Annotated in this window: 27 protein-coding genes and 1 tRNA gene; 18 read left to right on the top strand and 10 right to left on the bottom strand. The window is 65.2% G+C overall.

The genetic code is table 11. The features are described from left to right. Positions 1 to 86 precede the first annotated feature (86 nt). Positions 87 to 2,651: a TIGR02302 family protein gene (locus tag ACSR1C_RS11900; RefSeq protein WP_460259596.1), complete on the top strand. Its 2,565-nt coding sequence runs from the start codon at positions 87 to 89 to the stop codon at positions 2,649 to 2,651. 18 nt (positions 2,652 to 2,669) lie between these two features. On the opposite strand, the gene ACSR1C_RS11895 is transcribed toward ACSR1C_RS11900, so the two are convergent. Then, positions 2,670 to 3,479, bottom strand: a complete 810-nt coding sequence (locus ACSR1C_RS11895) for a zinc-ribbon domain-containing protein (RefSeq protein ID WP_460259595.1) — start codon at positions 3,477 to 3,479, stop codon at positions 2,670 to 2,672. Positions 3,480 to 3,639: 160 nt separating this feature from the next. Between ACSR1C_RS11895 and ACSR1C_RS11890 the strand changes: the two genes are divergently transcribed. From ACSR1C_RS11890 to ACSR1C_RS11875, 4 genes are read left to right on the top strand one after another with little or no spacing between them, the layout of a single operon-like run. Continuing rightward, positions 3,640 to 4,317 (top strand): cell division ATP-binding protein FtsE, encoded by a 678-nt coding sequence (locus ACSR1C_RS11890; protein ID WP_460259594.1) that lies wholly within the window; start codon positions 3,640 to 3,642, stop codon positions 4,315 to 4,317. Then, positions 4,314 to 5,219 (top strand): cell division protein FtsX, encoded by a 906-nt coding sequence (locus tag ACSR1C_RS11885; protein WP_460259593.1) that lies wholly within the window; start codon positions 4,314 to 4,316, stop codon positions 5,217 to 5,219. The genes ACSR1C_RS11890 and ACSR1C_RS11885 overlap by 4 nt, the downstream gene beginning before the upstream one ends. After that, positions 5,219 to 5,962, top strand: a complete 744-nt coding sequence (locus ACSR1C_RS11880; protein WP_460259592.1) for a lysophospholipid acyltransferase family protein — start codon at positions 5,219 to 5,221, stop codon at positions 5,960 to 5,962. Before ACSR1C_RS11885 ends, ACSR1C_RS11880 begins: the two co-directional genes overlap by 1 nt. A gap of 4 nt (positions 5,963 to 5,966) precedes the next feature. Further along, on the top strand, positions 5,967 to 6,572 hold the full coding sequence (locus ACSR1C_RS11875) for a pyridoxamine 5'-phosphate oxidase family protein (RefSeq protein ID WP_460259591.1): 606 nt from the start codon (positions 5,967 to 5,969) through the stop codon (positions 6,570 to 6,572). A 236-nt stretch (positions 6,573 to 6,808) separates the two neighbouring features. Here the strand turns inward: ACSR1C_RS11875 and ACSR1C_RS11870 are convergent, their stop codons facing one another. Continuing rightward, on the bottom strand, positions 6,809 to 7,768 hold the full coding sequence (locus ACSR1C_RS11870; RefSeq protein ID WP_460259590.1) for an acetyl-CoA carboxylase carboxyltransferase subunit alpha: 960 nt from the start codon (positions 7,766 to 7,768) through the stop codon (positions 6,809 to 6,811). A 221-nt stretch (positions 7,769 to 7,989) separates the two neighbouring features. After that, on the bottom strand, positions 7,990 to 8,946 hold the full coding sequence (locus tag ACSR1C_RS11865; RefSeq protein WP_460259589.1) for an L-malyl-CoA/beta-methylmalyl-CoA lyase: 957 nt from the start codon (positions 8,944 to 8,946) through the stop codon (positions 7,990 to 7,992). 271 nt (positions 8,947 to 9,217) lie between these two features. Between ACSR1C_RS11865 and dgcN the strand changes: the two genes are divergently transcribed. The 3 genes from dgcN (at position 9,218) to ACSR1C_RS11850 (ending at position 12,128) form a co-directional block, all read left to right on the top strand. Beyond that, positions 9,218 to 10,219: an N-acetyltransferase DgcN gene (gene dgcN, locus ACSR1C_RS11860; protein ID WP_460259588.1), complete on the top strand. Its 1,002-nt coding sequence runs from the start codon at positions 9,218 to 9,220 to the stop codon at positions 10,217 to 10,219. Positions 10,220 to 10,288: 69 nt separating this feature from the next. After that, positions 10,289 to 11,254 carry an N-acetyl-D-Glu racemase DgcA gene (dgcA, locus tag ACSR1C_RS11855; RefSeq protein ID WP_460259587.1) on the top strand — a complete coding sequence of 322 codons (966 nt, stop codon included), beginning with the start codon at positions 10,289 to 10,291 and terminating at the stop codon, positions 11,252 to 11,254. A gap of 10 nt (positions 11,255 to 11,264) precedes the next feature. Then, on the top strand, positions 11,265 to 12,128 hold the full coding sequence (locus ACSR1C_RS11850; RefSeq protein ID WP_460259586.1) for a D-amino-acid transaminase: 864 nt from the start codon (positions 11,265 to 11,267) through the stop codon (positions 12,126 to 12,128). A gap of 149 nt (positions 12,129 to 12,277) precedes the next feature. Here ACSR1C_RS11850 and ACSR1C_RS11845 read toward each other — a convergent pair whose 3' ends face one another. From ACSR1C_RS11845 to ACSR1C_RS11830, 4 genes are all read right to left on the bottom strand, one after another. After that, a complete protein-coding gene (locus tag ACSR1C_RS11845) occupies positions 12,278 to 13,303 on the bottom strand; it encodes an endonuclease/exonuclease/phosphatase family protein (RefSeq protein WP_460259585.1) in 1,026 nt (341 codons plus the stop codon). A gap of 97 nt (positions 13,304 to 13,400) precedes the next feature. Next, positions 13,401 to 13,715: a DUF1244 domain-containing protein gene (locus ACSR1C_RS11840; protein ID WP_460259584.1), complete on the bottom strand. Its 315-nt coding sequence runs from the start codon at positions 13,713 to 13,715 to the stop codon at positions 13,401 to 13,403. Positions 13,716 to 13,731: 16 nt separating this feature from the next. Beyond that, a complete protein-coding gene (locus ACSR1C_RS11835; protein ID WP_460259583.1) occupies positions 13,732 to 14,076 on the bottom strand; it encodes a 5-carboxymethyl-2-hydroxymuconate Delta-isomerase in 345 nt (114 codons plus the stop codon). 19 nt (positions 14,077 to 14,095) lie between these two features. Beyond that, positions 14,096 to 14,836 carry an N-formylglutamate amidohydrolase gene (locus ACSR1C_RS11830; protein WP_460259582.1) on the bottom strand — a complete coding sequence of 247 codons (741 nt, stop codon included), beginning with the start codon at positions 14,834 to 14,836 and terminating at the stop codon, positions 14,096 to 14,098. Positions 14,837 to 14,985: 149 nt separating this feature from the next. Between ACSR1C_RS11830 and pyk the strand changes: the two genes are divergently transcribed. From pyk to ACSR1C_RS11785, 9 genes are all read left to right on the top strand, one after another. After that, on the top strand, positions 14,986 to 16,431 hold the full coding sequence (gene pyk / locus ACSR1C_RS11825) for a pyruvate kinase (RefSeq protein WP_460259581.1): 1,446 nt from the start codon (positions 14,986 to 14,988) through the stop codon (positions 16,429 to 16,431). Positions 16,432 to 16,459: 28 nt separating this feature from the next. After that, on the top strand, positions 16,460 to 16,684 hold the full coding sequence (locus ACSR1C_RS11820) for a hypothetical protein (RefSeq protein ID WP_460259580.1): 225 nt from the start codon (positions 16,460 to 16,462) through the stop codon (positions 16,682 to 16,684). A 108-nt stretch (positions 16,685 to 16,792) separates the two neighbouring features. Then, positions 16,793 to 16,993: a 50S ribosomal protein L35 gene (rpmI, locus tag ACSR1C_RS11815; protein ID WP_037207844.1), complete on the top strand. Its 201-nt coding sequence runs from the start codon at positions 16,793 to 16,795 to the stop codon at positions 16,991 to 16,993. Positions 16,994 to 17,006: 13 nt separating this feature from the next. Beyond that, positions 17,007 to 17,369: a 50S ribosomal protein L20 gene (gene rplT, locus ACSR1C_RS11810; RefSeq protein WP_460259579.1), complete on the top strand. Its 363-nt coding sequence runs from the start codon at positions 17,007 to 17,009 to the stop codon at positions 17,367 to 17,369. 176 nt (positions 17,370 to 17,545) lie between these two features. Then, entirely contained in the window at positions 17,546 to 18,619 is a 1,074-nt protein-coding gene (pheS, locus tag ACSR1C_RS11805; protein WP_460259578.1) for a phenylalanine--tRNA ligase subunit alpha, read from the top strand. Further along, positions 18,616 to 19,002, top strand: a complete 387-nt coding sequence (locus ACSR1C_RS11800) for a DUF2513 domain-containing protein (protein ID WP_460259577.1) — start codon at positions 18,616 to 18,618, stop codon at positions 19,000 to 19,002. The genes pheS and ACSR1C_RS11800 overlap by 4 nt, the downstream gene beginning before the upstream one ends. Next, positions 18,999 to 21,398, top strand: a complete 2,400-nt coding sequence (pheT, locus tag ACSR1C_RS11795; RefSeq protein ID WP_460259576.1) for a phenylalanine--tRNA ligase subunit beta — start codon at positions 18,999 to 19,001, stop codon at positions 21,396 to 21,398. Before ACSR1C_RS11800 ends, pheT begins: the two co-directional genes overlap by 4 nt. Before the next feature lie 78 nt (positions 21,399 to 21,476). After that, on the top strand, positions 21,477 to 22,130 hold the full coding sequence (locus tag ACSR1C_RS11790) for a phosphoribosyltransferase (protein ID WP_460259575.1): 654 nt from the start codon (positions 21,477 to 21,479) through the stop codon (positions 22,128 to 22,130). Positions 22,131 to 22,154: 24 nt separating this feature from the next. After that, a complete protein-coding gene (locus ACSR1C_RS11785) occupies positions 22,155 to 22,604 on the top strand; it encodes a YtoQ family protein (protein ID WP_460259574.1) in 450 nt (149 codons plus the stop codon). On the opposite strand, the gene ACSR1C_RS11780 is transcribed toward ACSR1C_RS11785, so the two are convergent. Then, positions 22,601 to 23,302: a glutathione S-transferase N-terminal domain-containing protein gene (locus ACSR1C_RS11780; protein WP_460259739.1), complete on the bottom strand. Its 702-nt coding sequence runs from the start codon at positions 23,300 to 23,302 to the stop codon at positions 22,601 to 22,603. The two genes, ACSR1C_RS11785 and ACSR1C_RS11780, sit on opposite strands and share 4 nt — an antisense overlap. A gap of 150 nt (positions 23,303 to 23,452) precedes the next feature. Here ACSR1C_RS11780 and mscL point away from each other — a divergent pair, with 150 nt between their 5' ends. After that, complete coding sequence (gene mscL / locus ACSR1C_RS11775; RefSeq protein ID WP_460259573.1) at positions 23,453 to 23,884, top strand: large conductance mechanosensitive channel protein MscL; 432 nt, start codon at positions 23,453 to 23,455, stop codon at positions 23,882 to 23,884. A 171-nt stretch (positions 23,885 to 24,055) separates the two neighbouring features. Here the strand turns inward: mscL and ykgO are convergent, their stop codons facing one another. Beyond that, a complete protein-coding gene (gene ykgO / locus ACSR1C_RS11770; protein WP_037210500.1) occupies positions 24,056 to 24,181 on the bottom strand; it encodes a type B 50S ribosomal protein L36 in 126 nt (41 codons plus the stop codon). A gap of 69 nt (positions 24,182 to 24,250) precedes the next feature. Beyond that, positions 24,251 to 24,325 (bottom strand) — tRNA-Val (locus ACSR1C_RS11765). Positions 24,326 to 24,390: the final 65 nt, after the last annotated feature.

Below are 24,390 nucleotides of genomic sequence, written 5' to 3'. Positions count from 1 at the left end.
ATATGCGGGCAGAAGGCTTTGACCTGCCGGTTTTCCGGGATACCATCCTTCGGGACAGCCGGCCGATGCCGGCACCGGACGGGTAGATGACCGAAATCGACCACACCACATTTCCGGCGATGGAAACGCTGGCCCGGCCCCTGCGCCTGACGCGCTGGGGGATGCTGGCCGAGCGCGTGACGCGCGCGTTCTGGCCGCTTTGGACCGTGTTGCTTCTGGTGCTGGCGGCGCTGGCCTTCGGGGTTCAGGACCACGCGCCGCAATGGGCGGTCTGGGCCGGGCTTGGTGTGGCGGCGCTGGCGGGTCTATGGACGCTGATCGCCGGGCTGCGCGGGTTTCGCTGGCCCAGCCGCGAGGCCGCATTGGCCCGGCTGGATCAGACCCTGCCGGGCCGCCCCATCGCCGCGCTGCGCGACAGTCAGGCGATCGGCGCCGGCGATGCCGCGTCCGAGGCCGTGTGGCGCGCCCATCTGGCCCGCATGGCCGAACGGGTCAAACTTGCCCGCGCGGTTGCGCCCGATCTGCGCGTATCGGCGCGCGATCCCTACGGGCTGCGCTATGTGGCGGTGACCGCCTTCGCGGCCGCGCTGCTGTTCGGCTCGCTCTGGCGTGTGGCCGATGTGGCGCAGCTTGGAACCGGCAGCGCGCTGGCCGCCGGCCCTGCCTGGGAAGGCTGGATCGAGCCGCCCGCCTATACCGCCAAGCCCAGCCTGTATCTGAACGATCTCGCACCCGGTAATGTGGCCGTGTCCGAGGGCAGCCGCGTCACCCTGCGCCTCTATGGCGAAGCGGGCGCGCTGTCGGTGTCCGAGTCCGTCTCGGGGCAGGCCCTGCCCGAGGCCGCGCTGTCCGACGGCGCGGGTCAAAGCTTCGAGGTGGTGCAGGAAGGCACGATCAGCATCGACGGGCCCGGCGGGCGGGAATGGGCGGTTGCGATCGCCCCGGACCAGCCCCCGGTGGTGGCCTTTGCCGGACCGGCCGAATGGGCGGCGGATGGCCAGATGGAGCAACCCTTTACCGCGCGCGACGATTACGGCGTGACCGGCGGGCGGGCCACGGTGACCCTTGATATGGGCGCGGTGGATCGCCGGTACGGGCTGATCCTGGACCCAGAGCCGCGCGCCGCGCTGGTGCTGGACCTGCCGATGACGATCACCGGCGACCGGACCGAATTCACCGAAACCATCATCGAAAACCTGTCGCAGCATCCCTGGTCCGGCCTGCCGGTGCGGATGGTGTTGGGGGTCGAGGATGCCCGCGGCCAGACGGGGCAGTCCGGGCCCACCGCGATGCTGTTGCCGGGGCGGCGTTTTTTCGACCCGCTGGCGCGCGCGATCATCGAGCAGCGGCGCGATCTGCTGTGGACGCGGGAAAATGGCCGCCGGGTCAGCCAGGTGCTGCGCGCGGTCAGCTATCAGCCGGAAACGGTGTTCCGCGACAGTGCGGTCTATCTGAAATTCCGTACCGTTCTGCGCCAGCTTGAGGCCGGGATTGACGCGGGCCTGACGGTTGAAGCGCGCGATGAGGTCGCACAGGTGCTGTGGGATATCGCGCTTCAGGTCGAACTGGGCGATCTGTCGGACGCGATGGAGCGGCTGCAACGCGCGCAGGACCGCCTGTCGGAGGCGATGCGCAACGGTGCCAACGAGGACGAGATCGCCGCGCTGATGCAGGAATTGCAGGAGGCGATGCAGGATTACATCCGCCAACTGGCCCAGCAGCAGCAGGAACAGGGTACCCAGCAGGCCGACAATCAGAACGCGCAGGAAATCACCGGCGACCAGCTGCAACAAATGCTGGACCGGATTCAGGAACTGATGGAGCAGGGCCGCATGGCCGAGGCGCAGCAGTTGCTGCAGCAACTCAGCGAGATGATGCAGAACATGCAGGTCACACAGGGCGGCGACCAGCAAAGCCCCGGCGCGCAGGCGATGGAAGGTCTGGCCGAAACCCTGCGCGATCAACAGGGCCTGTCCGATCAGGCGTTCCGCGATTTGCAGGAACAGTTCAACCCCGGTGCCCAGGCCGGCGAAAACCCCGAGAACGAGGGCCGGAATGGTGGCCAGGGCCAGGGTCAGAGCCATGACGGCCAGCAGGGCGAAGGCGAAGCGCAGGGTGGCGATCAGGGTGAGGGTCAGCAGCCCGGCCAACAGCAAAGTCTGGCCGAGCGTCAGCAGGCGCTGCGCGATGAATTACGCCGCCAGCAACAGGGGCTGCCGGGGCTGGGCGGCGCCGAGGGCGAAGCCGCGCGCGATGCGCTGGACCGCGCCGGCCGCGCGATGGAACGCGCCGAAGATGGGTTGCGCCGCGACGATCTGGCCGGGGCGCTGGACAATCAGGCCGAAGCGATGGATGCGCTGCGCGAGGGGATGCGCAATCTGGGCGAGGCATTGGCCCAGCAGCAACAGCAAAACAGCCAGGGCCAGCAGGGCGAGGCGATGGGCCGCGCCAACCCCGACCAGCAGCGCGACCCGCTGGGCCGTGAACGCGGCGCGCAAGGCCGGGTCGGGACCGAGGAAAGCCTGCTTCAGGGCGATGATATCTATGGCCGCGCGCGCGAGTTGCAGGATGAAATTCGCCGCCGCTCTGCGGATCAGGCGCGCCCCGAGGCCGAGCTGGACTATCTCAAGCGGTTGCTCGACAGGTTCTGACAGGCCGGCGGCGCGGCCTTATTTTGTCAGGCTGATCACGAATTCGGTCATTTTTTCGGTCAGGGCGATCAGATTGCCATTCAGCACATCACGCGCCGCGTTCACTGCGGCGACATAGCTGGTCAGAAACGGTTGCGTGGCGGGCACCATCATCACGATCTTGGGCGCCAGAATATAAATCGCCGCCGCCAGCGCCCCGATCAGGACCACCGCGCCGAAGCCAAGCCCGAACCCGTTGCGCCTGCGCGGCAGGGGGGTGTTTTCCAGCACCTCGGCGCCGGTATGTCCCTGTGCGGCCTGCCGGTCGGAGGTGGCCCGCAGGGTCGAGTTGATCTCTTCGATATCGGGCAGCAGATCGCGCCGCGCGCCCGATCCGGTTTCGGGGGCATCCGGTGCCACCCCGCGCAGCCGGGCCATGCGCTCCTGCAATTCGGGCTGCGCGGTGGCGGCCATGCCTTCGAGACCCAGATCCGGCTGGCTTTCCAACGGCTCGGCGCGGGCTTCACTGCGTCGGGCCTTGGCCTCGCGCTCGGCCTCTTCGCGCAGAACGTCCAGAACGCTGTCATCCAGCGCCTTGCGGCGCGGGGCCGGTGTTTCGGGGGCCGGTTCCGGCTCTTCGATCTCGGGCGTGATGTCGGGGGGCGGTGCGGGGTCGGGTTCGGTCGCCATGGCGGGCGCATCGGTCATATCTGCCGCTTGCAGGTCGTCGGCCCCCGGCTGAAACCAGGTGTGGCCGCAATTGGAGCATTGAACATCGCGCCCCCCCGAAGGGATAACCGTGCTGTCAACTTCATACTGAGCGTCGCAATTCGGGCAAATCAGCCGCATATCGCCCCCGTTCGCAGTTTGTTTTGTGAACCGCGTTTCTGCCTGTGTTTGGCCTATGTTGTATCACGCGCGTGCGAAATTCAAAGCATTTGCGGCGCTGCGCAATTGAAACATCGCGCAGGGTGGGGCAAAACAGCCGCAACCCGAAGCGGAGAGCGCTGTGATCGAACTGGACAAGGTGGCCCATAGCTATGGCGGCGGCGCGCTTCTGGAAGAGGTCACCCTGCGGCTGGCGCAGGGATCGTTCCATTTTCTGACCGGGCCCTCGGGGGCTGGCAAGTCCACGCTGCTGAAGCTGTGTTATGGTGAGTTGCTGCCGACCGCTGGACAAGTGCATCTGTTTGGACAGGATGTGCACACCATGAGCCGCGACGATGTGGCGCGCAGCCGCCAGCGGATCGGGGTCGTGCATCAGGACTGTCAGTTTCTCGATCATTTGCCGCTGTCGGAAAACGTGGCCCTGCCGCTGACCGCGACCGGCCGCGATGTCGGGGGCGAGGCCGAAAACCTGGGCGAGTTGCTGACCTGGGTGGGGCTTGCCGATCAGGCGGGCTCCCTGCCGCCGCACCTGTCGGGCGGCGAGCGGCAGCGCGCGGCCCTGGCCCGTGCGGTGATCATGTCGCCCGATGTGATCCTGGCCGACGAGCCCACCGGCAATGTGGACTGGGACATGTCGCTGCGCCTGTTGCAGTTGCTGGTCGAGTTGAACAAGATGGGCAAGACAATCCTGATCGCGACCCATGACCTGAACCTGATCCGCGCCGCCAAGGCGCAGGTCGCGGCGCGGGTGCTGCGGATCAAGGACCGGCGCATCCAGCTTGCCGGGGCCGATCTGTGAGCGGCGGGCTGATCCGTCTTGGCGCGCTTCTGGCGGGCGACCGGCAGGCCGACCGGGTAGTGCCGCCCAGCGGCTTTACCGTGGGGCTGACGGTGTTCAGCGCCGCGGCGATGGCCTTTCTGGCGGTGTTCGCGCTGGCCCTGTCGCTGGCCACCGGACGGCTGGCCGACCGCTGGTCCGAGGCGCTGGCGCGCACCGCGACGATCCGTATTTCCGCGCCCGAGGGGCAGATGCAGGCCCAGACCGACGCGGTGATGGCGATCTTGTGGACCACACCGGGCGTGGCCGAGCCGCGCGTCCTGAGCGACGAGGAACAGCGCGCCCTGCTGGAACCCTGGTTCGGCCCCGACCTGCCGGTGGACAGCCTGCCGCTGCCGCGTCTCATCGAGCTGACCGAGGAGGGCGACGGTTACGACGCCGACGGGATGCGCCTGCGGCTGACGGCCGAAGCGCCGGGCGCGGTGCTGGACGACCACACCCGCTGGCGCCGCCCGCTGGTGCGCGCCGCCGACCGGCTGCGGATGCTGGGGCTGGTGTCGATCCTGCTGATCGGGCTGACCACGGCGGCGATGATCACCCTGTCGGCAAATGCCGCGCTGGCCGCCAATGCCGGTGTCATCAAGGTGCTGCGGCTGGTCGGTGCGCGCGATGTGTATATCGCCCGCGCCTTCGTGCGTCGCTTTACCGGGCGCGCGCTGCAGGGCGCGACTGCGGGCACCGTGCTGGGCATGATCGGGATCGCGCTGCTGCCGGGCGCCGATCCGGCGGGCGGGTTCCTGACCGGGCTGGGATTTCAGGGCGTGGGCTGGCTGCTGCCGCTGTTGATTCCGCCGCTGGCGGCACTTGTGGCGTTCTGGGCGACGCGCACCGCCGCGTTGCGGGTTTTGAGGGGGATCACCTGATGCACAGGCTTGGCCATGGCTGGCGCTGGCTGCGCTCGCTTCTGTTCGTGGGGCAGATGTATCTGATGATGGGGGTACTGGCGCTGTTCTTCACGCCCTTCGCGCTGGTTTCGCGCCCATGGGCATTTCATGCCATCCATGCCTATTGCAACTGGGTGCGCTGGACCGCGCGCTGGATGATCGGCCTGCGCTCTGAAATTCGTGGCACGCCGCCCGGCGACGAGGTGCTGATCGCAGCCAAGCACCAGTCGTTCTTCGACATCATCATGATCGTGTCGGTGACCCCGCGCCCCAAGTTCATCATGAAGAAATCGCTGCGCTGGGCGCCGGTTCTGGGTTATTATGCCGGTCGCATCGGCTGTGTGGCGGTGGACCGGGGCAAGCGCGGGCAGGCGATCAGGAAGATGGTCGATGACGTGCACAAGGGCCGGACGGAACCGGGGCAGATGATCATCTATCCACAGGGCACCCGCGTGGCGCCGGGGGTGCATAAGCCCTACAAGATAGGCACCGGCATCCTGTACGAGCAGCTCGAACAGGATTGCGTGCCCGCCGCCACCAATGTCGGCGTGTTCTGGCCGCGCACCGGTATTTACCGCAAGCCGGGCCTGGCGGTGGTCGAGTTCCTGCCGCGCATTCCGGCGGGCCGCCCAATCGAGGAATTCATGACCGGGCTGGAACGCACGGTCGAGACCGCCTCGGACGCGCTGATGGCCGAGGCGGGCTTTCGCAAGGAGGGCTGAGATAATGGAGTTCGTAACCTCGGTCGCCACGCTCGAGGCGCTGTATGGCCCACCCGGACAGCCCGCGCTGCGCAAGGTGGCCCGCCAGATGACTCCGCAGTACCGGCGCTGGATCATGGCGGCGCGATTTTGCGTTCTGTCCACGGTGGGGGAGGGCGGCACCGATGGCAGCCCGCGCGGCGACGACGGCCCAGTGGTGCTGGAACTGGACCCGGGCACCTTGGCCCTGCCCGACTGGCGCGGCAACAACCGGATCGACAGCTTGCGCAACATCGTGACCGACGGCCGGGTGTCGCTGATGTTCATGGTGCCGGGATCCGCCACGGTTGTGCGGGTGAACGGTACCGCGCGGATCACGCTGGACGACGGGCTGCGCGCCCGGTTCGAGCGCGCCGGCAAACAGCCGCGCAGCGTGATCGTGATTGCCATCGCCGAGATCTACACCCAATGCGCCCGCGCGGTGATGCGGGCGGGGCTGTGGACCTCGGGCGATCAAAGCGCGGGCCTGCCCAGCCCCGGCGATATCCTGACCGAGATGACGCAAGGCGAGATCGATGGACTGGCCTATGACCGCGAATGGCCGGGCCGGGCCGCACAGACGATGTGGTAAAAGGCCGCCGGTTGTCAGGCCGGTGTGTTCAACCGGCGCGCCTGCGGCGCACGACATGCGTTTGATTGGGGCGCTGCCCCAAACCCCGGGATATTTGCACCAAAGCAATTGGGAGGGGATCCCGTCGTATGTTGCTTTGGGCGAAATATCCCCGCCGGAGGCATAGCGGCCCGCAGGGCCCTAAAAAGTCTTGCGCCGAAGGCGCGCAATTTGATGCGCTTCGGTCGCCGCTGACGCTAGGCCGCCAGCCCTTTTGATCCCATGCCGAGAAACTTCTTGCGGCGGTCGGCGACGAGCGCCTTGCGGTCCTTGCCGTTCAGTTCTTCCAGCATCGCGGCGATGGTGCGTCCGACCGATTGGATCGCCGCCTCGCGGTCGCGCTGGGCACCGCCCACGGGTTCACTAATGATCCGGTCGATCACGCCCAGCTTTTTCAGATCCTGCGCAGTCAGGCGCAGCGCCTCGGCGGCCTCGCGCATCTTTTCTGCGTCCTTCCACAGGATGCTTGCGCAGCCCTCGGGCGAGATCACCGAATAGACCGAATGCTCCAGCATCGCCAGCCGGTTCGCGGTGGCAAAGGCCACCGCCCCGCCCGAGCCGCCCTCGCCGATGATGACCGAGACCAGCGGCACGCCGATTTCCAGGCATTTCTGGGTGCTGCGCGCGATCGCTTCGGATTGGCCGCGCTCTTCGGCGCCTTTGCCGGGGTAGGCGCCGGGGGTGTCCACCAGCGTGATCACCGGCAGGTTGAACTTGTCGGCCATTTCCATCAGGCGAATCGCCTTGCGATACCCTTCGGGCCGGGCCATGCCGAAATTGCGTTCGATCCGGGTCTTGGTGTCGAAGCCCTTTTCCTGGCCGATCACCATCACCGGCTGATCGTTGAACCGGGCCAGCCCGCCCATCACCGCGTGATCGTCGGCGAAATTGCGGTCGCCGGCCAGCGGGGTGTATTCGGTGAACAGGGTCTCGATGTAATCCTTGCAATGCGGCCGGTCGGGATGGCGCGCCACCAGGCATTTGCGCCACGGCGACAGATCCTTGTAGATGTCGCGCAGCAGATCGGCGGCTTTCTTGTCCAGCGCCGCCGCTTCCTGTTTCACGTCCATCTCTTCATTCGCCACCGCCATTGCGCGCAGCTCTTCGGCCTTGCCTTCGATCTCGGCCAGCGGCTTTTCGAATTCGAGATAGTTCATCAGGGGACTCCCGCCATTTACTGCAGGATATATGACGGGCGGGGGCGGAATTTGCAACTGAGCAAGACATGCAAAGCGCGCCGGTGCGATCAGAGGTGCGATGGGGAAGGGAGACCGGCGATCAGGTTCGAATCCGGCGGGTGGATAACATGCGCGCGGCTGAAGCAACACCTGCGCATCGGGCCGGACAAAGCCGATGCGCAGGTGTCGGCTGCGGCGATTTAGCCCGCGATCATTTCGGACTGGCGCACGATCACCTCGGCCTGCTTGATGCTGGCGATATCCACCAGACGACCCTTGTAGACTGTGGCGCCTTCGCCGTTGGCCTTGGCCTGTTCCATCGCGGCCAGGATCTCGCGCGCTTCGCGCACCTGCTCTTCGGAGGGGGTGAACACCTCGTTGGCGATGGCGATCTGCTTGGGGTGAATCGCCCATTTCCCGACCATGCCCAGCGTGGCCGAGCGGCGGGCCTGGGCGCGAAAGCCTTCGTCGTCGCTGAAATCGCCGAACGGGCCGTCGACCGGCAGCACGCCATGGGTGCGGCAGGCGGCGACGATGGCGGTCTGGGCCCAGTGCCACGGATCCGACCAGTGTTTCGCGCCCTCGTGCAGCATGTAGTAATTTTCCTGCGTGCCGCCGATCCCGGTGGTCTGCATCCCCATCGAGGCCGCGAAATCGGCGGCCCCAAGCGACATTGCCTGCAGGCGCGGCGACGCGGCGGCGATTTCCTCGGCATGGGCGATGCCCGCCGCGCTTTCGATGATCACCTCGAAGCTGATCGGCCTGGTGCGGCCCTTGGCGGTTTCGATCGCCGTGACCAGCGCATCCACCGCATAAACATCCGCCGCGCAACCCACCTTGGGGATCATGATCTGATCCAGCCGGTCGCCGGCCTGTTCCAGCAGGTCAACCACGTCGCGGTACCAATAGGGCGTATCCAGCCCGTTGATGCGGACCGACAGATATTTGCCGCCCCAGTCGATATCGCCGACCGCCTGAATGATGTTCTTGCGCGCCTGCGGCTTGTCGTCGGGCGCCACGCTGTCTTCCAGATCGAGGTTGATCACGTCGGCGGCGCTGCCGGCCATTTTCTCGAAGATCGCGGGGCGCGAGCCGGGGCCGAACAACTGGCAACGGTTCGGGCGGGCCGGGGGGCTGGGCTGAATGCGGAAGCTCATGAGAAACCCTTTGATACTGAAGTTATGTTCTGGTTTGGGCTTTCGATAGGATATTGCACAACATGCATCAAGCCGTCTTTTGGACGCGCCCGCCGACGCCGCCCCGCAGCGTGTTTTGCGCGCGCCGCTTGGGCCACATGCATGTTTCTTCGACACAGACGCCCCAGAATCGAAGTTTCTTGTGCCGGGCCGGGGTGCGGGTGGCAAGTTTGAGAGGACATTTTGCACCGCTCTGCTAGCTTTTCTTCAAAGTTTTCCCGGAGATGCACAGATGATCGAAACCCCTTATCTGCTGTTCCTTGGCGATGCGCCGGACCAGCTTGCCGCGAAGGTCGCCCAGGGCATCCGCGACTGGCGCCCGGACAACGCCGTGGGCCAGTTCCGCATGGAAGGCTGCAAGGCCGATCTGCGCCTGCCCGACCTGACCCTGGCCGAGGCGAAGGCCGCCGGCGCGCGGACGCTTGTCATCGGTGTGGCGAACCGCGGCGGGGTGATCAGCCAGGCCTGGAAAAAGGTTCTGGTGGCGGCGCTGGAGGAAGGTTTCGATCTGGCCTCCGGTCTGCACAACCTGTTGCGTGACGAACCCGATCTGGTGGCCGTGGCCGAAGCCTGCGGTCGCGCCCTGCATGACGTGCGGGTGCCCGAGGTGGACTATCCGATCGCCAATGGCGTCAAGCGCCGCGGAAAGCGCTGCCTGGCGGTGGGCACCGACTGTTCGGTCGGTAAGATGTATACCGCGCTGGCGATGGACAAGGACATGAAGGCGCGCGGGCTGAAATCCAGCTTCCGCGCCACCGGGCAGACCGGGATCCTGATCACCGGCGAAGGTGTTCCGCTGGATGCGGTGGTGGCCGATTTCATGGCCGGTGCGGTGGAATGGCTGACGCCCGACAATGACGACGATCACTGGGACATGATCGAGGGGCAGGGCAGCCTGTTCCATGTGTCCTATTCGGGGGTGACGATGGCGCTGATCCATGGCGGCCAGCCCGACGCGCTGGTCCTGTGCCACGAACCCACCCGCGATCACATGCGCGGCCTGCCGGGCTATGCGCTGCCCAGCCTCGAGGCGCTGCGCGACATGGCGCTGCCGCTGGCGCGCGTGGCCAATCCCGACTCTCAGGTGGTGGGCATCTCGGTGAACACCCAGCACATGAGCGAGGATGACGCGCTGGCCTATCTGGCCGGGCTCGAGGCGCGCCTGGGCTTGCCGGCGGTCGATCCGTTCCGCCAGGGTGCGGCGCGGCTGGTCGATGCGCTGGAAAACCTGTAAACCGGGCGCTCTTCACGCCCGTAGGGGCATTCATCGCTATGGGGCACGATGCGCCGATGGGGAAATGACATGAAACTGACCGTCACGCCTGACACGTTCCGCCTGGCGCAGGTTTTCACCATATCGCGCGGGTCGCGGACCGAAGCGCAGGTGCTGACCGTGCGCATCGCCGATGGCGGATATCAGGGCTGGGGCGAATGTGTGCCCTATGCCCGCTATGGTGAGACGCCCGAGAGCGTCACCAAAGAGATCGAGGGGCTGTCCCTGCCCCTTGATCGCGCCGCCCTGCAGCATGCCCTTCCTGCAGGTGCGGCGCGTAATGCTGTCGATTGCGCATTGTGGGATCTGGCGGCAAAGCGCGCCGGAAAACGGGTGTGGGAACTGGCCGGGCTGCCCGTGCCGGGGCCAGAGATCACCGCCTATACCCTCTCGCTCGACACGCCCGAAAACATGCGCGCGGCGGCGGCTGCACATGCCCACCGCCCGCTGCTGAAGATCAAACTGGGCACCGAGGCCGACATGCCCCGGCTGGAAGCGGTGCGCGCCGGTGCGCCGAAGGCCCGCATCATCGTCGATGCCAACGAAGGTTGGAACGCCGATGTCTATGCCGGCCTGGCGCCGCATCTGGTGCGGCTGGGGGTCGAACTGGTGGAACAGCCGCTGCCGGCGGGCGACGACGACATGCTGGCCGAAATCGAACGCCCGCTGCCGGTCTGCGCCGACGAGGCCTGCCATGATCGCGCATCGTTGCCGGGATTGAAGGGCAAATACGATCTGGTCAACATCAAGCTCGACAAGACCGGCGGCCTGACCGAGGCGCTGGCGCTGAAAGCGGCGGCGCAGGAACAGGGCTACGGCATCATGATCGGCTGCATGGTCGGCACGTCGCTGGCGATGGCCCCGGCCACGCTGCTGGCGCAGGGCGCGCGCGTAACGGATCTTGACGGGCCGCTTCTTCTGGCCGAAGACCGCGAACATCCGCTGAAATTTGACGCGGCCGGGGTGCATCCACCCCTTGCGGCGCTTTGGGGCTAAGGAGACGAAGATGAGCCGGATCGTGTATCTGAACGGGGATTACCTGCCCGAGGAAGAGGCCAAGGTCTCGATCTTCGATCGCGGCTTCCTGATGGCCGATGGTGTGTACGAGGTGACCTCGGTGCTGGGTGGCAAGCTGCTCGATTTCGATGGGCATCTGGCCCGGCTGGAACGCTCGCTGACCGAACTGGATATCCAAAAACCCGCCGCCTTCGACGATCTGCTGGAAATCCACCGCGAACTGGTGCGCCTGAACGGTGTCGAGGACGGCGGCGTTTACCTGCAAATCACCCGCGGCGCACCGGGGGACCGCGATTTCGCCTTCCCCGATCCCGAAACCTGCCCCCCCACCCTTGTGCTGTTCACCCAGTCCAAGCCGGGCCTCGCCAACAGCCCGGTGGCCAGAACCGGGATCAAGGTGATCTCGATCGAGGATATCCGCTGGGGCCGGCGCGACATCAAGACAGTACAGCTTTTGTATCCGTCGATGGGCAAAATGATGGCCAAGGCCGCCGGCGCCGACGACGCCTGGCTGGTCGAGGACGGGTTCGTGACCGAAGGCACCAGCAACAATGCCTATATCGTCAAGGGCGGCAAGATCATCACGCGCGATCTGACCCATGACATCCTGCACGGCATCACCCGTGCCGCCGTGCTGCGCTTCGCCCGCGAGGCGCAGATGGTGGTGGAGGAACGCCCCTTCACCATCGACGAGGCGAAAGCGGCGGATGAGGCATTTGTCACCTCGGCCTCGACCTTCGTGATGCCGGTGGTGGAAATCGACGGCGCGACCGTCGGCACCGGAACGCCCGGCCCGGTCGCGGCGCGGCTGCGCGAAATCTATCTCGAAGAAAGCCTGAAATCGGCGATCTGACCGCGCTTTGCGCGGTGGCCTCCGGCGGGGATATTTGAGCGAAAAAGAAATCCCGGCTTCTTCTCGGCACAAATACTCCCGCCGGAGGCATCGCGGTGCGCCTGGCGCACCGCATCAAAGGGTGTCGCGCCGCAGGCGCGGCCTTTGGATCAACCGGCCAGCGGCGCGCCGATCTCGACCCAGATCGGGCGGTGGTCGCTGGGCCGCTCGACCCGGTGGCCATTGGCGCGGTCCAGTTCCGCTTCGAACGCATCATGCGCGATTCCGGCGTCGCGCACGTAATCGGCCAGCGCCGGTGACACCACGAAATGATCCAGCAGCAACGGCCGGTCCTGCACGTTATCCACGAAATCGTCGAACCGCGCGGTGAACAGGGCGGGGGTGTCGACGCGGCCGATCAGGGGATGCCCGAAGATCAGCTCGGGGTAAAACGTGCTGCCCAGCAGGATGTCGGTCACGTTATGGGTCAGATAGGAGCGCTCGAAAAAGTCGCGTCCCGGCCCGTCGTTGAAATCGCCGGTGACGATCACGCGGGCGTCCAGATCATCCGCCAGCACCGCGTCCAGATAGGTCCGCAGGCGGAACGCTTCGGCCGAGATCCGGCGCCGCGCCTGCATCGCTTCGGCGATGAAGGTCTGGCGGGTGTCGGGGTCGGTGAACATCGCCTCGCCGTTATGAACGTATTTCGACTTGGTATGCAGCACCACCAGCCTGAGCGGCTGGCCGCCCACCGGGTCGATATCCACGATCAGCGGCAGGCGGGTGAACTCATAGGTTTCCAGCAGCAGGTCGCCATTCACATCGGCCTGCCAGCCGTCGCGCAGCGCCTGGGTCAGCGGGTCGGTGGCGTAATCCATCGCCGCGGCCTGGCCGCCGATCTTGCGCATCACATAAAGTTTCTGCGCGCCGCCATCGGCGCTGATCAGCGGCTCGTATAATGGTCCGCCCGTCGCATCCGACAGGAACCCGGCCAGAAAAAGCTGCATCTCGGCCAGGGCGCTGGGGCCTTCCTGCAGGCTCAGGATATCGGGGTCCAGCGCCCGGATCACGTTGGCGACCTTGCGCGCCACGGTCTGCGCCTGATCGGACGACAGCGAGGTGCTGCTCCAGATCGGCATGGCATTGCCGGAAAACCAGCGGTTCATCCATTCGATATTCCAATTGACGATCTTCATCTGAAAAGCCCCTGTGCAAACACCGCAAACAAAACCCGCGCCAAAATGGGCGCGGGGACAATCTATCATGCGGGGGGCGGTCGACAAAGCGGCAGGGTCAGCCCCTGTCGGTCACGTTTTCCTTGAACGCGGTCTCGAACGCGGCCTGTTTGTCGGCGTCGGCCTCGGTTTGAAAGCCCTGTTTCCAGTCGTCATAGGGCATGCCGTAGAATGCTTCGCGGCCTTCGTCCTTGGTCATCGCGATGCCACGCGCGTTGGCGGCTTCCTGATACCAGCGGCTCAGGCAGTTGCGGCAGAACCCGGCCAAGTTCATCAGGTCGATATTCTGCACATCGGCGCGATCCTCCATCAGGTGCGTGCGCAGTCGGCGAAAGGCGGCGGCCTCCAGTTCGATGCGGGTCTGGTCGTCCATGGGTCCGGTCCTTGGGTTACAGGGTGCGCTTGGCGTAGGTTGCCGCCTCGATATCCTTGATGTCCACCGACAGGCTGCCGACCTTTGGCAGTTTTTCGGCCAATGCGGCCAGAATGGCCTGGGTCACGGCGGCCTTTGTGGTCAGATCGCGGCCCGCCAGCAGGCGCACGGTGGCATGGGCAAAGCTTTGCGGTTCGGTTCCGATTACCGAATAGGCGCAGGGCAGGGCGCGCACCTTGATCGCCGTGGTGTCGGGGAAGGTGCCGGTGGCCGCGGCGGCGTCGAAGACATGGGCGCAGACCGCGTGCATGTCGTGGCTGTCGTCCAGGGCTGCGGAATATTCGATCACGATATGGGGCATGGGGTTTCCTTTGCGTCCGTTACAGGCCGGTTTGCGCCAGCACCTCTTGCAGGATCGGGGCCAGACGTTCGGCCCAGGCATTCTGCCGGGCCTCGGTGTCGATCAGGTCGTTGCGCAGCTCGATCAGCGCGCTGGGGCGGCCTTTGGTTTCGGCGTGCCGGTCGATCGCGTCGCCGGGCAGGTGGCCACCATAGGGTTCGTTCTCGCCGATGCACAGATCGGGCTCCTGACGCAAACGCCAGATCAGGGGGCGGGCCAGACGCTGATCGGCGGCGTGCAGCACGCCGATATGCCAGGGCCGCAGTGGCCGGCCGGCCAACTGTGCGGTGTAGCTGTGGATCGACAGGATCACCACATCGTCACGCCGGGCCGCCAGCCGGGCCAGCGCGTCGTGATAGGGGCGGTAGCACAGCGCCTTGCGGCGCTCCAGCTCGGCCTCATCGGCGCGGGCGTTGCCGGGGATGATGGTGCCGTCATACAGTTTCATCAGCAGGGTCGGGTCATCCTCGCCCCGGTTGGGGTCGATCACCAGCCGCGAAAAGTTCGACAGGATCGCCGGGCAGTTCAGCAGTTCGGCCAGCCGTTCTGTCACCCCCGCCGCGCCGGGATCGAACGCGATGTGGCGCGCCATGTCTTCGGGGTGAACGCCTAGGCTGCCGCCCGCCACCTGGGGCGGGATCGTGTTGGCTGCGTGATCGCAGGTCAGCAGCCAGCGGGCGGGGCGGTCTTCCCCGATGATGTGATAGGGGTGGTAGGTCATGTGCCTGTCATCTTTTCGGATCACAGATGGGTCTATTCCACGCGCGGGCAAAGCGCCAGTTGTCACGTGCAGGCGAAGCGCCTATCAATGGTGTAACCTGCACACCCCGCACAACTGTCCCCCGCCGCCCCAAGAAGAGATGCGACCGCATGAGACGCCTTCGTAATGTGAAAATCGTGGCCACGTTGGGCCCTGCTTCCAACGATTACAAGATGATCCGCGCCCTGTTCGAGGCGGGGGCGGATGTGTTTCGCCTGAACATGAGCCATGGCTCGCATGATGAAATCCGCGAGCGTCATGCCATCATCCGCCAGATCGAGGAGGATGTGGAACGCCCGATCGCCATTCTGGCCGATTTGCAGGGGCCGAAACTGCGCTGCGGCGTTTTCGCCGGTGACAGCGAGGAACTGATCGAGGGCCAGAAATTCCGGTTCGACCTCGACGGGGCCGAGGGGGACGCCAACCGCGTCTGTCTGCCGCACAGGGAAATCTTTCAGGCGTTGACGCCGGGCTCGGCCCTGCTGGTCAATGACGGCAAGATTCGCCTGAAGGTCGAAAGCTGCGGCGACGATTTCGCCGATTGCGTCGTGGTGACCGGCGGCGTGATTTCCAACCGCAAGGGCGTGAACGTGCCCGATGTGGTTTTGCCGCTGGCGGCGCTGTCCGAAAAAGATCACCGCGATCTGGAATTCGTCTGCGAACTGGGCGTGGACTGGATCGCGCTGTCCTTCGTGCAGCGCCCCGAAGACGTGCAGGAGGCCCGCGCGCTGGTCAAGGGCCGCGCCGCGATCCTGTCGAAGATCGAAAAGCCCGCGGCGGTGACCGCCTTCGCCGAAATTCTTGACGTGTCCGACGGTATCATGGTGGCGCGCGGCGATCTGGGGGTCGAACTGCCGGTGCAGAACGTGCCGCCGATCCAGAAACGCCTGGTGCGCGGCTGCCGCGCGGCGGCTAAGCCGGTGATCGTGGCCACCCAGATGTTGGAAAGCATGATCGAAAGCCCGGTGCCCACCCGCGCCGAGGTGTCCGATGTGGCCACCGCGATCTATGAAGGCGCCGATGCGGTGATGTTGTCGGCGGAATCCGCGGCCGGGGACTATCCGGTCGAGGCGGTGACGACGATGAACAACGTCGCCGAAGAGATCGAGAGCGACCCGACCTACCGCGATGTGATCGAGGCCAGCCGGGGCGCCTCGCGCCGTGGGGTGGCGGGCGGCATCGTCGCCGCCGCGCGCGAAATCGCGGAAACCGCCGACATCAAGGCGATCTGCTGTTTCACCCATTCCGGCACCACCGCGGCCCTGACCGCACGCGAACGGCCGCGGGTGCCGATCATCGCCCTGACGCCGTTCGCCTCGATCGCGCGGCGGATGTGCCTGACCTGGGGCATCAACTGTTTCTTCTCGGGCGAGGTCGAGCGCTTCAAGATGGCGGTGGTCAGCGCCGCGCGCGCGGCCCGGCAGGGCGGCTTCGCCACCGAAGAGGACCAGATCGTGGTGATTGCCGGGCTGCCGTTCAATGTGCCCGGTTCCACCAACATCCTGCGCGTCGCGCCCTGCGAAGAAAGATTGATTTTCCGCACCGATCCCGAATAATGGCGCATCGCAATTGTCCGGAGGGGGCATGGACCCTGATCTGTTTCTCGTTATCGGGGTCATCCTCGGGGGGCTCGCCCTGCCCGCACTGCTGAGCGCCTATTCCGAAGGCAGCCCGCCACGGGCGGCGTCCGTCATGATCATCGCGGCGCTGATCCTGATCGTTCTGGCGGTCACCAACAATCCCGGCGGCTATAGCTTTCAGGATGTGCCCGATGTTTTCACCCGGGTCATTGGCGGCTGGCTGCATTAATCCCTTGCCAGCAAGGCGCGCGGCGCTTATAGGACGCGCTCCAACCGGCGCGACCGGCCGGTATGGCATGCCGAGTCGCGCTTCCACCGCTCAGTCAAGGAGACGGAAATGCCTAAGATGAAGACAAAATCGAGCTGCAAGAAGCGGTTCAAGGTGACGGCCAAGGGCCGCGTTGTGGCCGCCCAGGCCGGCAAGCGCCATGGCATGATCAAACGCACCAACAAGTTCCTGCGCAATGCGCGCGGCACCACCACGCTGTCGGCCCCTGACGAGAAAATCGTCAAGTCGATGATGCCGTACGCACGCTAAGGAGGTCTGATCCATGTCCCGAGTCAAAGGCGGAACCACCACCCACGCCCGTCACAAGAAGGTCATCAAGGCCGCCAAAGGTTACTATGGCCGCCGCAGCACGGCCTTCAAGACCGCCACCCAGGCCGTCGACAAGGCTAACCAGTACGCCACGCGCGACCGCAAGAACCGCAAGCGCAACTTCCGCGCCCTGTGGATTCAGCGGATCAACGCCGCCGTGCGCAACCATGACGAGGCGCTGACCTATTCGCGTTTCATCAACGGTCTGTCGCTGGCCGGTGTCGAGGTTGACCGCAAGGTGCTGGCCGATCTGGCCGTGAACGAACCCGACGCATTCGGGGCCATCGTCGATAAGGCGAAGGCCGCGCTCGCGTAAACCTCTTCCAGAGGGTCAGTTTGAAAGCCGCGAGCCCGGAGACGGGTCTCGCGGCTTTTTCGTTTCAGCGGCGCATCTCGCGCGGGGCGGCGAAGACGCCCGTCAGGGCGGATGAGCGGCTTGCATTCAGGGGGGCCTGTGATAGCAGGAACCCGGACAAATTCAGGGGGGTCCGCATGGACGATCTGAGACAGAAATATCTGGATGCCATCGCAGGCGCCGCTGACGAGGCCAGCCTGGAGGATCTGCGGGTTCAGGCCGTCGGCAAAAAAGGCGAGGTCAGCCTGAAAATGCGCGAACTGGGCCGCATGAGCCCCGAGGAGCGCCAGATCGCCGGCCCCGCGCTGAACGCCCTGAAGGACGAGATCAACAGCGCGCTGGCCGCCAAGAAATCCGCGCTGGGCGATGCCGCGCTGGACGCCCGCCTGCGCAGTGAATGGCTGGATGTCACCCTGCCGGGCCGGGGCCGCCGCGCCGGCACCATCCACCCCATCAGCCAGGTCACCGAAGAGGTTTCCGCGATCTTCGCCGATATGGGCTTCGCCGTGGCCGAGGGGCCGCAGATCGAATCCGACTGGCACAATTTCGACGCGCTGAACATCCCGCCCGAGCATCCGACGCGGACCGAGATGGACACGTTCTATCTGAACCGGGCGGCGGGCGATACCCGCCCGCCGCATGTGCTGCGCACCCATACCAGCCCGGTACAGATCCGCGCGCTGCAAAAGCACGGCGCGCCCATTCGGGTGATCGCGCCGGGCCGGGTATACCGCGCCGATTACGACCAGACCCACACGCCGATGTTCCATCAGGTCGAGGGATTGGCCATCGACCGCGACATTTCCATGGCCAACCTGAAATGGGTGCTGGAGGAATTCTGCCGCGCGTTTTTCGAGGTGGACGAGGTCGAGCTGCGCTTCCGCGCCTCGCATTTCCCGTTCACCGAACCCTCGGCCGAGGTCGATATCCGCTGTTCGTGGGAAGGTGGCAGCCTGAAACTGGGCGAGGGCGACGACTGGATGGAAATCCTTGGCTCCGGCATGGTGCACCCCAAGGTGCTGGCCGCGGCGGGCGTGGACCCCGACGCATGGCAGGGCTTTGCCTTTGGCCTGGGCATCGACCGGATCGCGATGCTGAAATACGGCATTCCCGATCTGCGGGCGTTCTTCGATTCAGACCTGCGCTGGCTGCGGCATTACGGGTTCAGCGCGCTGGACATGCCGACGCTGCATGGGGGGTTGAGTAGGTGAAGCGAGATCCCCAGTTGGTGAGAGATATTCTCATTGAATACGAAAATAGTCCGCTCAATCATTTTAAGGAACGGTTGGCGGTGAGTGGTCTTCTCGAAAAGGGGATAGAAACTGATCGCGGCCAGATAAACCATGTGCGTGCAGAACATATCCGCTGGATGATCGATGATGGTTTCCTTGGGCCGGTTCCCGGTGCTGAAAGCTATGTACGGGTAACCGCAAAAGGATGCGATTTTCTGGAAGCGGTTCGAAACGAGGATATCTGGGCGCAAACGAAACAGAAAGCGACGGCAGTCGGCGGGGTGACCCTCCAATTTTTGGGTGAAGTTGCGAAAAGTTTCATTCGAGCGAAGTTGCAAGAAAGCGGAGTGCCACTGGCATGAAATTCACCCTCTCCTGGCTGAAACAGCACCTCGAGACCGAGGCAAGCCTTGATGACATCCTCTATGCCCTGACCGACCTCGGGCTGGAGGTCGAAGGCGTGGAAAACCCCGGCGCGAAGCTGGCGAAGTTCACCCTCGCCAAGGTGAAATCGGCCGAACAACACCCCGATGCCGACCGGCTGCGCGTCTGCGTGGTGGAAACCGACGAGGGCGAGCGTCAGATCGTCTGCGGCGCGCCCAACGCGCGGGCGGGCATCACCGTGGTGCTGGCCAAGCCCGGCGATTACGTGCCCGGCATCGACGTGACCCTGTCGGTGGGCAATATCCGCGGCGTCGAAAGCCACGGCATGATGGCGTCCGAGCGCGAGCTGGAACTTAGCGACGAACATGACGGCATTATCGAGCTGCCCTCGGGCGAGGTCGGTCAAAGCTTTGCCGACTGGCTGGCGCAAAACGACCCCGCCAAGGTAGACCCGGTGATCGAGATCGCGATCACCCCCAACCGCCCCGATGCGCTGGGCGTACACGGTATCGCGCGCGATCTGGCGGCGCGGGGTCTTGGTACGCTGAAATCCCCCGACGCGGTTCCGGTGCCCGGCACATTCCCGTGCCCGATTCCGGTGGCGATTGACGCGGATGTGCAGGCCGGGGCCTGCCCGGTCTTCTATGGCCGCGTGATCCGGGGCGTGAAAAACGGCCCCAGCCCCGCGTGGTTGCAGGACATGCTGCGCGCCATCGGGTTGCGCCCGATTTCCGCACTGGTCGATGTGACCAACTTCTTCACCTATGACATGAACCGCCCGCTGCATGTGTTCGACGCCGACAAGGTGCAGGGCGGGCTGCGGGTACATGCGGCACAGGGCGGCGAAAGCTTCGCGGCGCTGGATGACAAGGAATACACGCTGGAACCGGGGATGACCGTCATTTCCGACGACAGCGGTGTGGAATCCCTGGGCGGTGTGATGGGCGGGGCCGCGACCGGCTGTACCGAAGACACGGTGAACGTGTTCCTGGAGGCCGCCTATTTCGACCCGATCCGCACAGCGATCACCGGCCGCGCGCTGAAGATCAACTCGGACGCGCGCTATCGGTTCGAACGCGGGATCGACCCGGACTGGACGCCGATGGGCATCGAGCAGGCCACGCGCATGATCCTTGATCTGTGTGGCGGCGAAGCGTCCGATCTGGTCGTGGCCGGTGCGATCCCCGACACCGCGCGCGCCTACAAGCTGGATACCGACCGGGTGCAATCGCTGGTCGGCATGGACATCCCCGCCGCCGAACAGCGTGCGACGCTGACGGCGCTGGGCTTCGCGCTGGACGGCGACATGGCGACCCCGCCCAGCTGGCGGCCCGACGTTCAGGGTGCCGCCGATCTGGTCGAGGAGGTGGCGCGCATCGCGTCGCTGACCAAGCTGGTCGGTCGCCCGATGGCCCGTGCCCAGGTCGGCGTGCCGCGCGCGATCCTGACCCCGATGCAAAAGCGCGAACAGATCGCGCGACGCACCATCGCGGCGCTGGGCTATAATGAATGCGTGACCTATTCCTTCATCGATCAGGCCAGCGCGGCGTTGTTCGATGGCGGTGATGACGCGACGATGCTGGAAAATCCGATTTCGTCGGAGATGAGCCATATGCGCCCGGCGCTGCTGCCCGGTCTGCTGCAGGCCGCGGCGCGCAATCAGGCACGCGGTTTCGCCGATCTGGCCCTCTTTGAGGTGGGCCCGGCCTTTCATGGCGCCGAGCCCGAGGAACAGCATCTGCTGGCGACCGGCCTTCTGATCGGTCACACCGGCCCGAAGGATGTGCATGGCGCGCGCCGTGCGGTCGATGTCTATGACGCCAAGGCCGATGCCGAGGCGGTTCTGTCGGCCATCGGCGCGCCTGCAAAGGCGCAGATTCTGCGCGGGGTGCAGGATTGGTGGCATCCGGGCCGGTCGGGCAAGATCTGTCTTGGGCCGAAAAAGGTGCTGGCCGTGTTCGGCGAATTGCACCCCAGGGTTCTGGCCGCGATGGACGTCAAGGGCCCCGCCGTGGGCTTCAGCGTGTTTGTCGAAGAGCCGCCCTTTCCGCGCAGCAAGGCCACCACAAGGCCCGCGCTGGTGGCCAGCGATCTGCAGGCGGTCGAGCGCGACTTTGCCTTCGTGGTCGATGCGGGGATCGAGGCGCTGACCCTGGTCAATGCCGCTGCCGGCGCCGACAAGACGCTGATCGAAGAGGTGCGCGTATTCGATGAATTCATCGGCGGCGCGCTGGGCGAGGGCAAGAAATCGCTGGCGATCACCGTGCGGATGCAGCCCACCAGCGCCACGCTGACCGAAAAGGATATCGAGGCCGTGGCCGCGAAGATCGTCGAAAAGGTCGGCAAGGCCACCGGCGGCACCCTGCGCGGCTAAGCGTCCGCTTTGCGAATCCTGCTGCGGGCGGCATAGTTGTGCCGCCCGCTTTTTTTCGGGTCAGCAACAGGATGCGCCATGTTTCAAGACAGAGAGCAGGCCGCCGGGCTTCTTGCCGATGCGGTCGCGGCGGCGGCGCCGAAAGACCCGGTCGTGCTGGCCCTGCCGCGCGGCGGCGTTCCGGTGGCGCTGCCGGTGGCGCAGCGGCTGGGCGCGCCGCTTGATCTGCTTTTGGTGCGCAAGATCGGTGTGCCGGGCCAGTCCGAACTGGCCGCCGGTGCGGTGGTCGATGGCGCGGGCTATGAGGTTGTGTTCAACCACAGCCTGCTGCGGAATCTGCGCCTGACCGAGGATGACTTTGCCGATACCATACAGCAAAAGCTGACGGAGATCGAAGCGCGCCACCGCCGCTATCTAGGCGACCGACCGGCGCAGCCGGTGGCGGGGCGCACGGCGATTGTTGTCGATGACGGCGTCGCCACCGGGGCCACGGTCAAGGCGGCATTGACGGCATTGCGCAAGCGCGGCCCGGCGGCGATCTGGCTGGCGGTTCCGGTGGCGCCCGCCAACACGCTGGCCGAGATCGAAGAACTGGTCGATCGGGTCATCTGCCTGGACACTCCGCGCCCGTTTTATGCGGTCGGCGCACATTACCGACGGTTTGAACAGGTTGACGACGATCAGGTTGTTGCGACCCTGCGCGCGGCGTGGGACCAAGAGAGCGAAACGTAGTTCCAGACCCAAAGGGGGCCAAAGATGACGCTGAACGTGTATCTGTCAGGGGAAATCCATACCGACTGGCGCGACCAGATCATCGACGGTGCGAAGGGGCTGGATGTAAGTTTCCACAGCCCGGTGACCGATCACGCCGCCAGCGACGATTGCGGCGTGGCCATTCTGGGGGCGGAGCCCGACAAGGTCTGGCACGATCACAAGGGCGCCAGGCTGAATGCGATCCGCACCCGCAAGGGCATCGCGGGGGCGGATGTGGTGGTTGTGCGCTTTGGCGATCAATACAAGCAATGGAACGCGGCGTTCGATGCGGGCTATGCCGCCGCGCTGGGCAAATCGCTGATCGTGCTGCACGGGCCGGATCATCAGCACGCGTTGAAAGAGGTCGATGCCGCGGCGCTGGCGGTGGCCGAAGAGCCGCGGCAGGTGGTGGATATTCTGCGCTATGTTCTGACCGGCGCGTTGCCCGGTTAGTCGCGCGGCGGCTGCACTAGGCCGCGCTGCACGGCGGGGCGGGCCAGGAATCGGTCCAGATAGGCCGGCACGTTCTTCAGATCGTCCCAACCGATCAGCGGCCCGGCCTCGTAAAATCCGATCACTGTGCGCAGCCAGGGGCAGATCGCGATATCGGCAATGGAATAGCTGCCGCAGATCCAGTCCTGCCCGTCCAGCGCGGTGTCGAGCACCGCCAGAAGGCGCGCGGCCTCTTTCACATAACGGGTGCGCGCGGTGGAGTCGGCCACGTCCTTGCCCCCGCCTTTGACGAAAAAGCCCATCTGCCCGAACATTGGCCCGACGCCCCCCATCTGGAACATCAGCCATTGCAGAACCTGATAGCGCCCGGCGGGATCGGTGGGCATCAGTTGGCCGGTTTTTTCGGCCAGATAGATCAGGATCGCCCCGCTTTCGAACAGCGGCAGCGGTTCGCCACCCGGCCCGTCCGGATCAATGATCGCGGGAATTTTAGAGTTCGGGTTGAGCGAGATAAACGCCTGGGTGAACTGATCGTCCTGCAGGATCGACACCTTGTGCGCGTCATAGGGCAGGCCCAGCTCCTCCAGCGCGATCGAGACCTTCACGCCGTTGGGCGTCGGGAAGGAATAAAGCTGAATCGCGTGCGGGTTGCGCGGGGGCCAGTGGCGGGTAATCGGAAAGTCGCTGAGCGCGGTCATCGGGATTCCTGTCTTCATGGAGGAGTCGTGCGGGGAAATAATTCGCTAAAAAGACCGCATTTTCCATGCCTTTACATGATAGATTGCCTGTGCGCGACCGCGCAAAAGAACGCGGACGCATCTCAGACGCAACATAAAACGGGGGCAGTTATGCTCAAAGAGTTCAAGGATTTCATTGCCAAGGGCAATGTCATGGACATGGCGGTCGGTATCATCATCGGCGCGGCCTTCACGGCAATCGTCAGTTCGCTGGTGGCCGATCTGATCAATCCGATCATCGGGCTGATCATCGGCGGTATCGATTTCACCAACATGTTCTGGGTGCTGAAGGGCGAGGGGACTTATACCTCGCTGACCGAAGCACGGGATGCGGGCGCGGCGGTCTTTGCCTATGGCTCGTTCATCACGGCAATCATCAACTTCCTGATCATCGCGTTCGTGGTGTTCATGCTGGTGCGCTATGTCAACAAGGTGAAGGACGCGGCCATGAAGAAGGAAGAAGCGGCACCCGTCGCCGAGGCCCCCAAGGGTCCCTCGCAAGAGGAGCTTCTGGCCGAGATCCGCGATCTTCTGAAGAAGTAATCGCGCCGGTAACGGTTATGGATGGCCCATCCTTGCGATGGGTCATCCTGCGCGCTGGGATTGCCGCCCATGCTTGGGGTGGACCGGGGCTATCCGCATGACGGAACCGCACATGAGAAAAGGCCGCCCCGGTGTCGGGAGCGGCCATTTTTCGTCTGATCTTTTTGTCGCTCAGCCCTGGCGGGCTTTGAAACGGGGCTGTGTCTTGTTGATCACATAGACACGGCCTTTGCGGCGCACGATGCGGCAGTCGCGGTGACGCTGCTTCAGCGAGCGGAGCGAGTTCCTGACCTTCATGGGTCTTCTCCTCATTCGCGGCGCGGCAGGCGCCTGGGTTACATTGCTGCCAGAGTGGCAGAGAATTCATGGTGGGCGGTACTGGGATCGAACCAGTGGCCACTACGATGTCAACGTAGTGCTCTACCGCTGAGCTAACCGCCCATGACCGTCCGAACCCGTCTGCCCCAAACAAAAGGAACGCGGCGGGCCCGCGTCGGTTCGCAGGT

Source organism: Actibacterium sp. D185-2, from assembly GCF_054954595.1.
The sequence above is the reverse complement of the archived record's forward strand: the minus strand, read 5'-3'. Positions and strand labels throughout refer to the sequence as shown.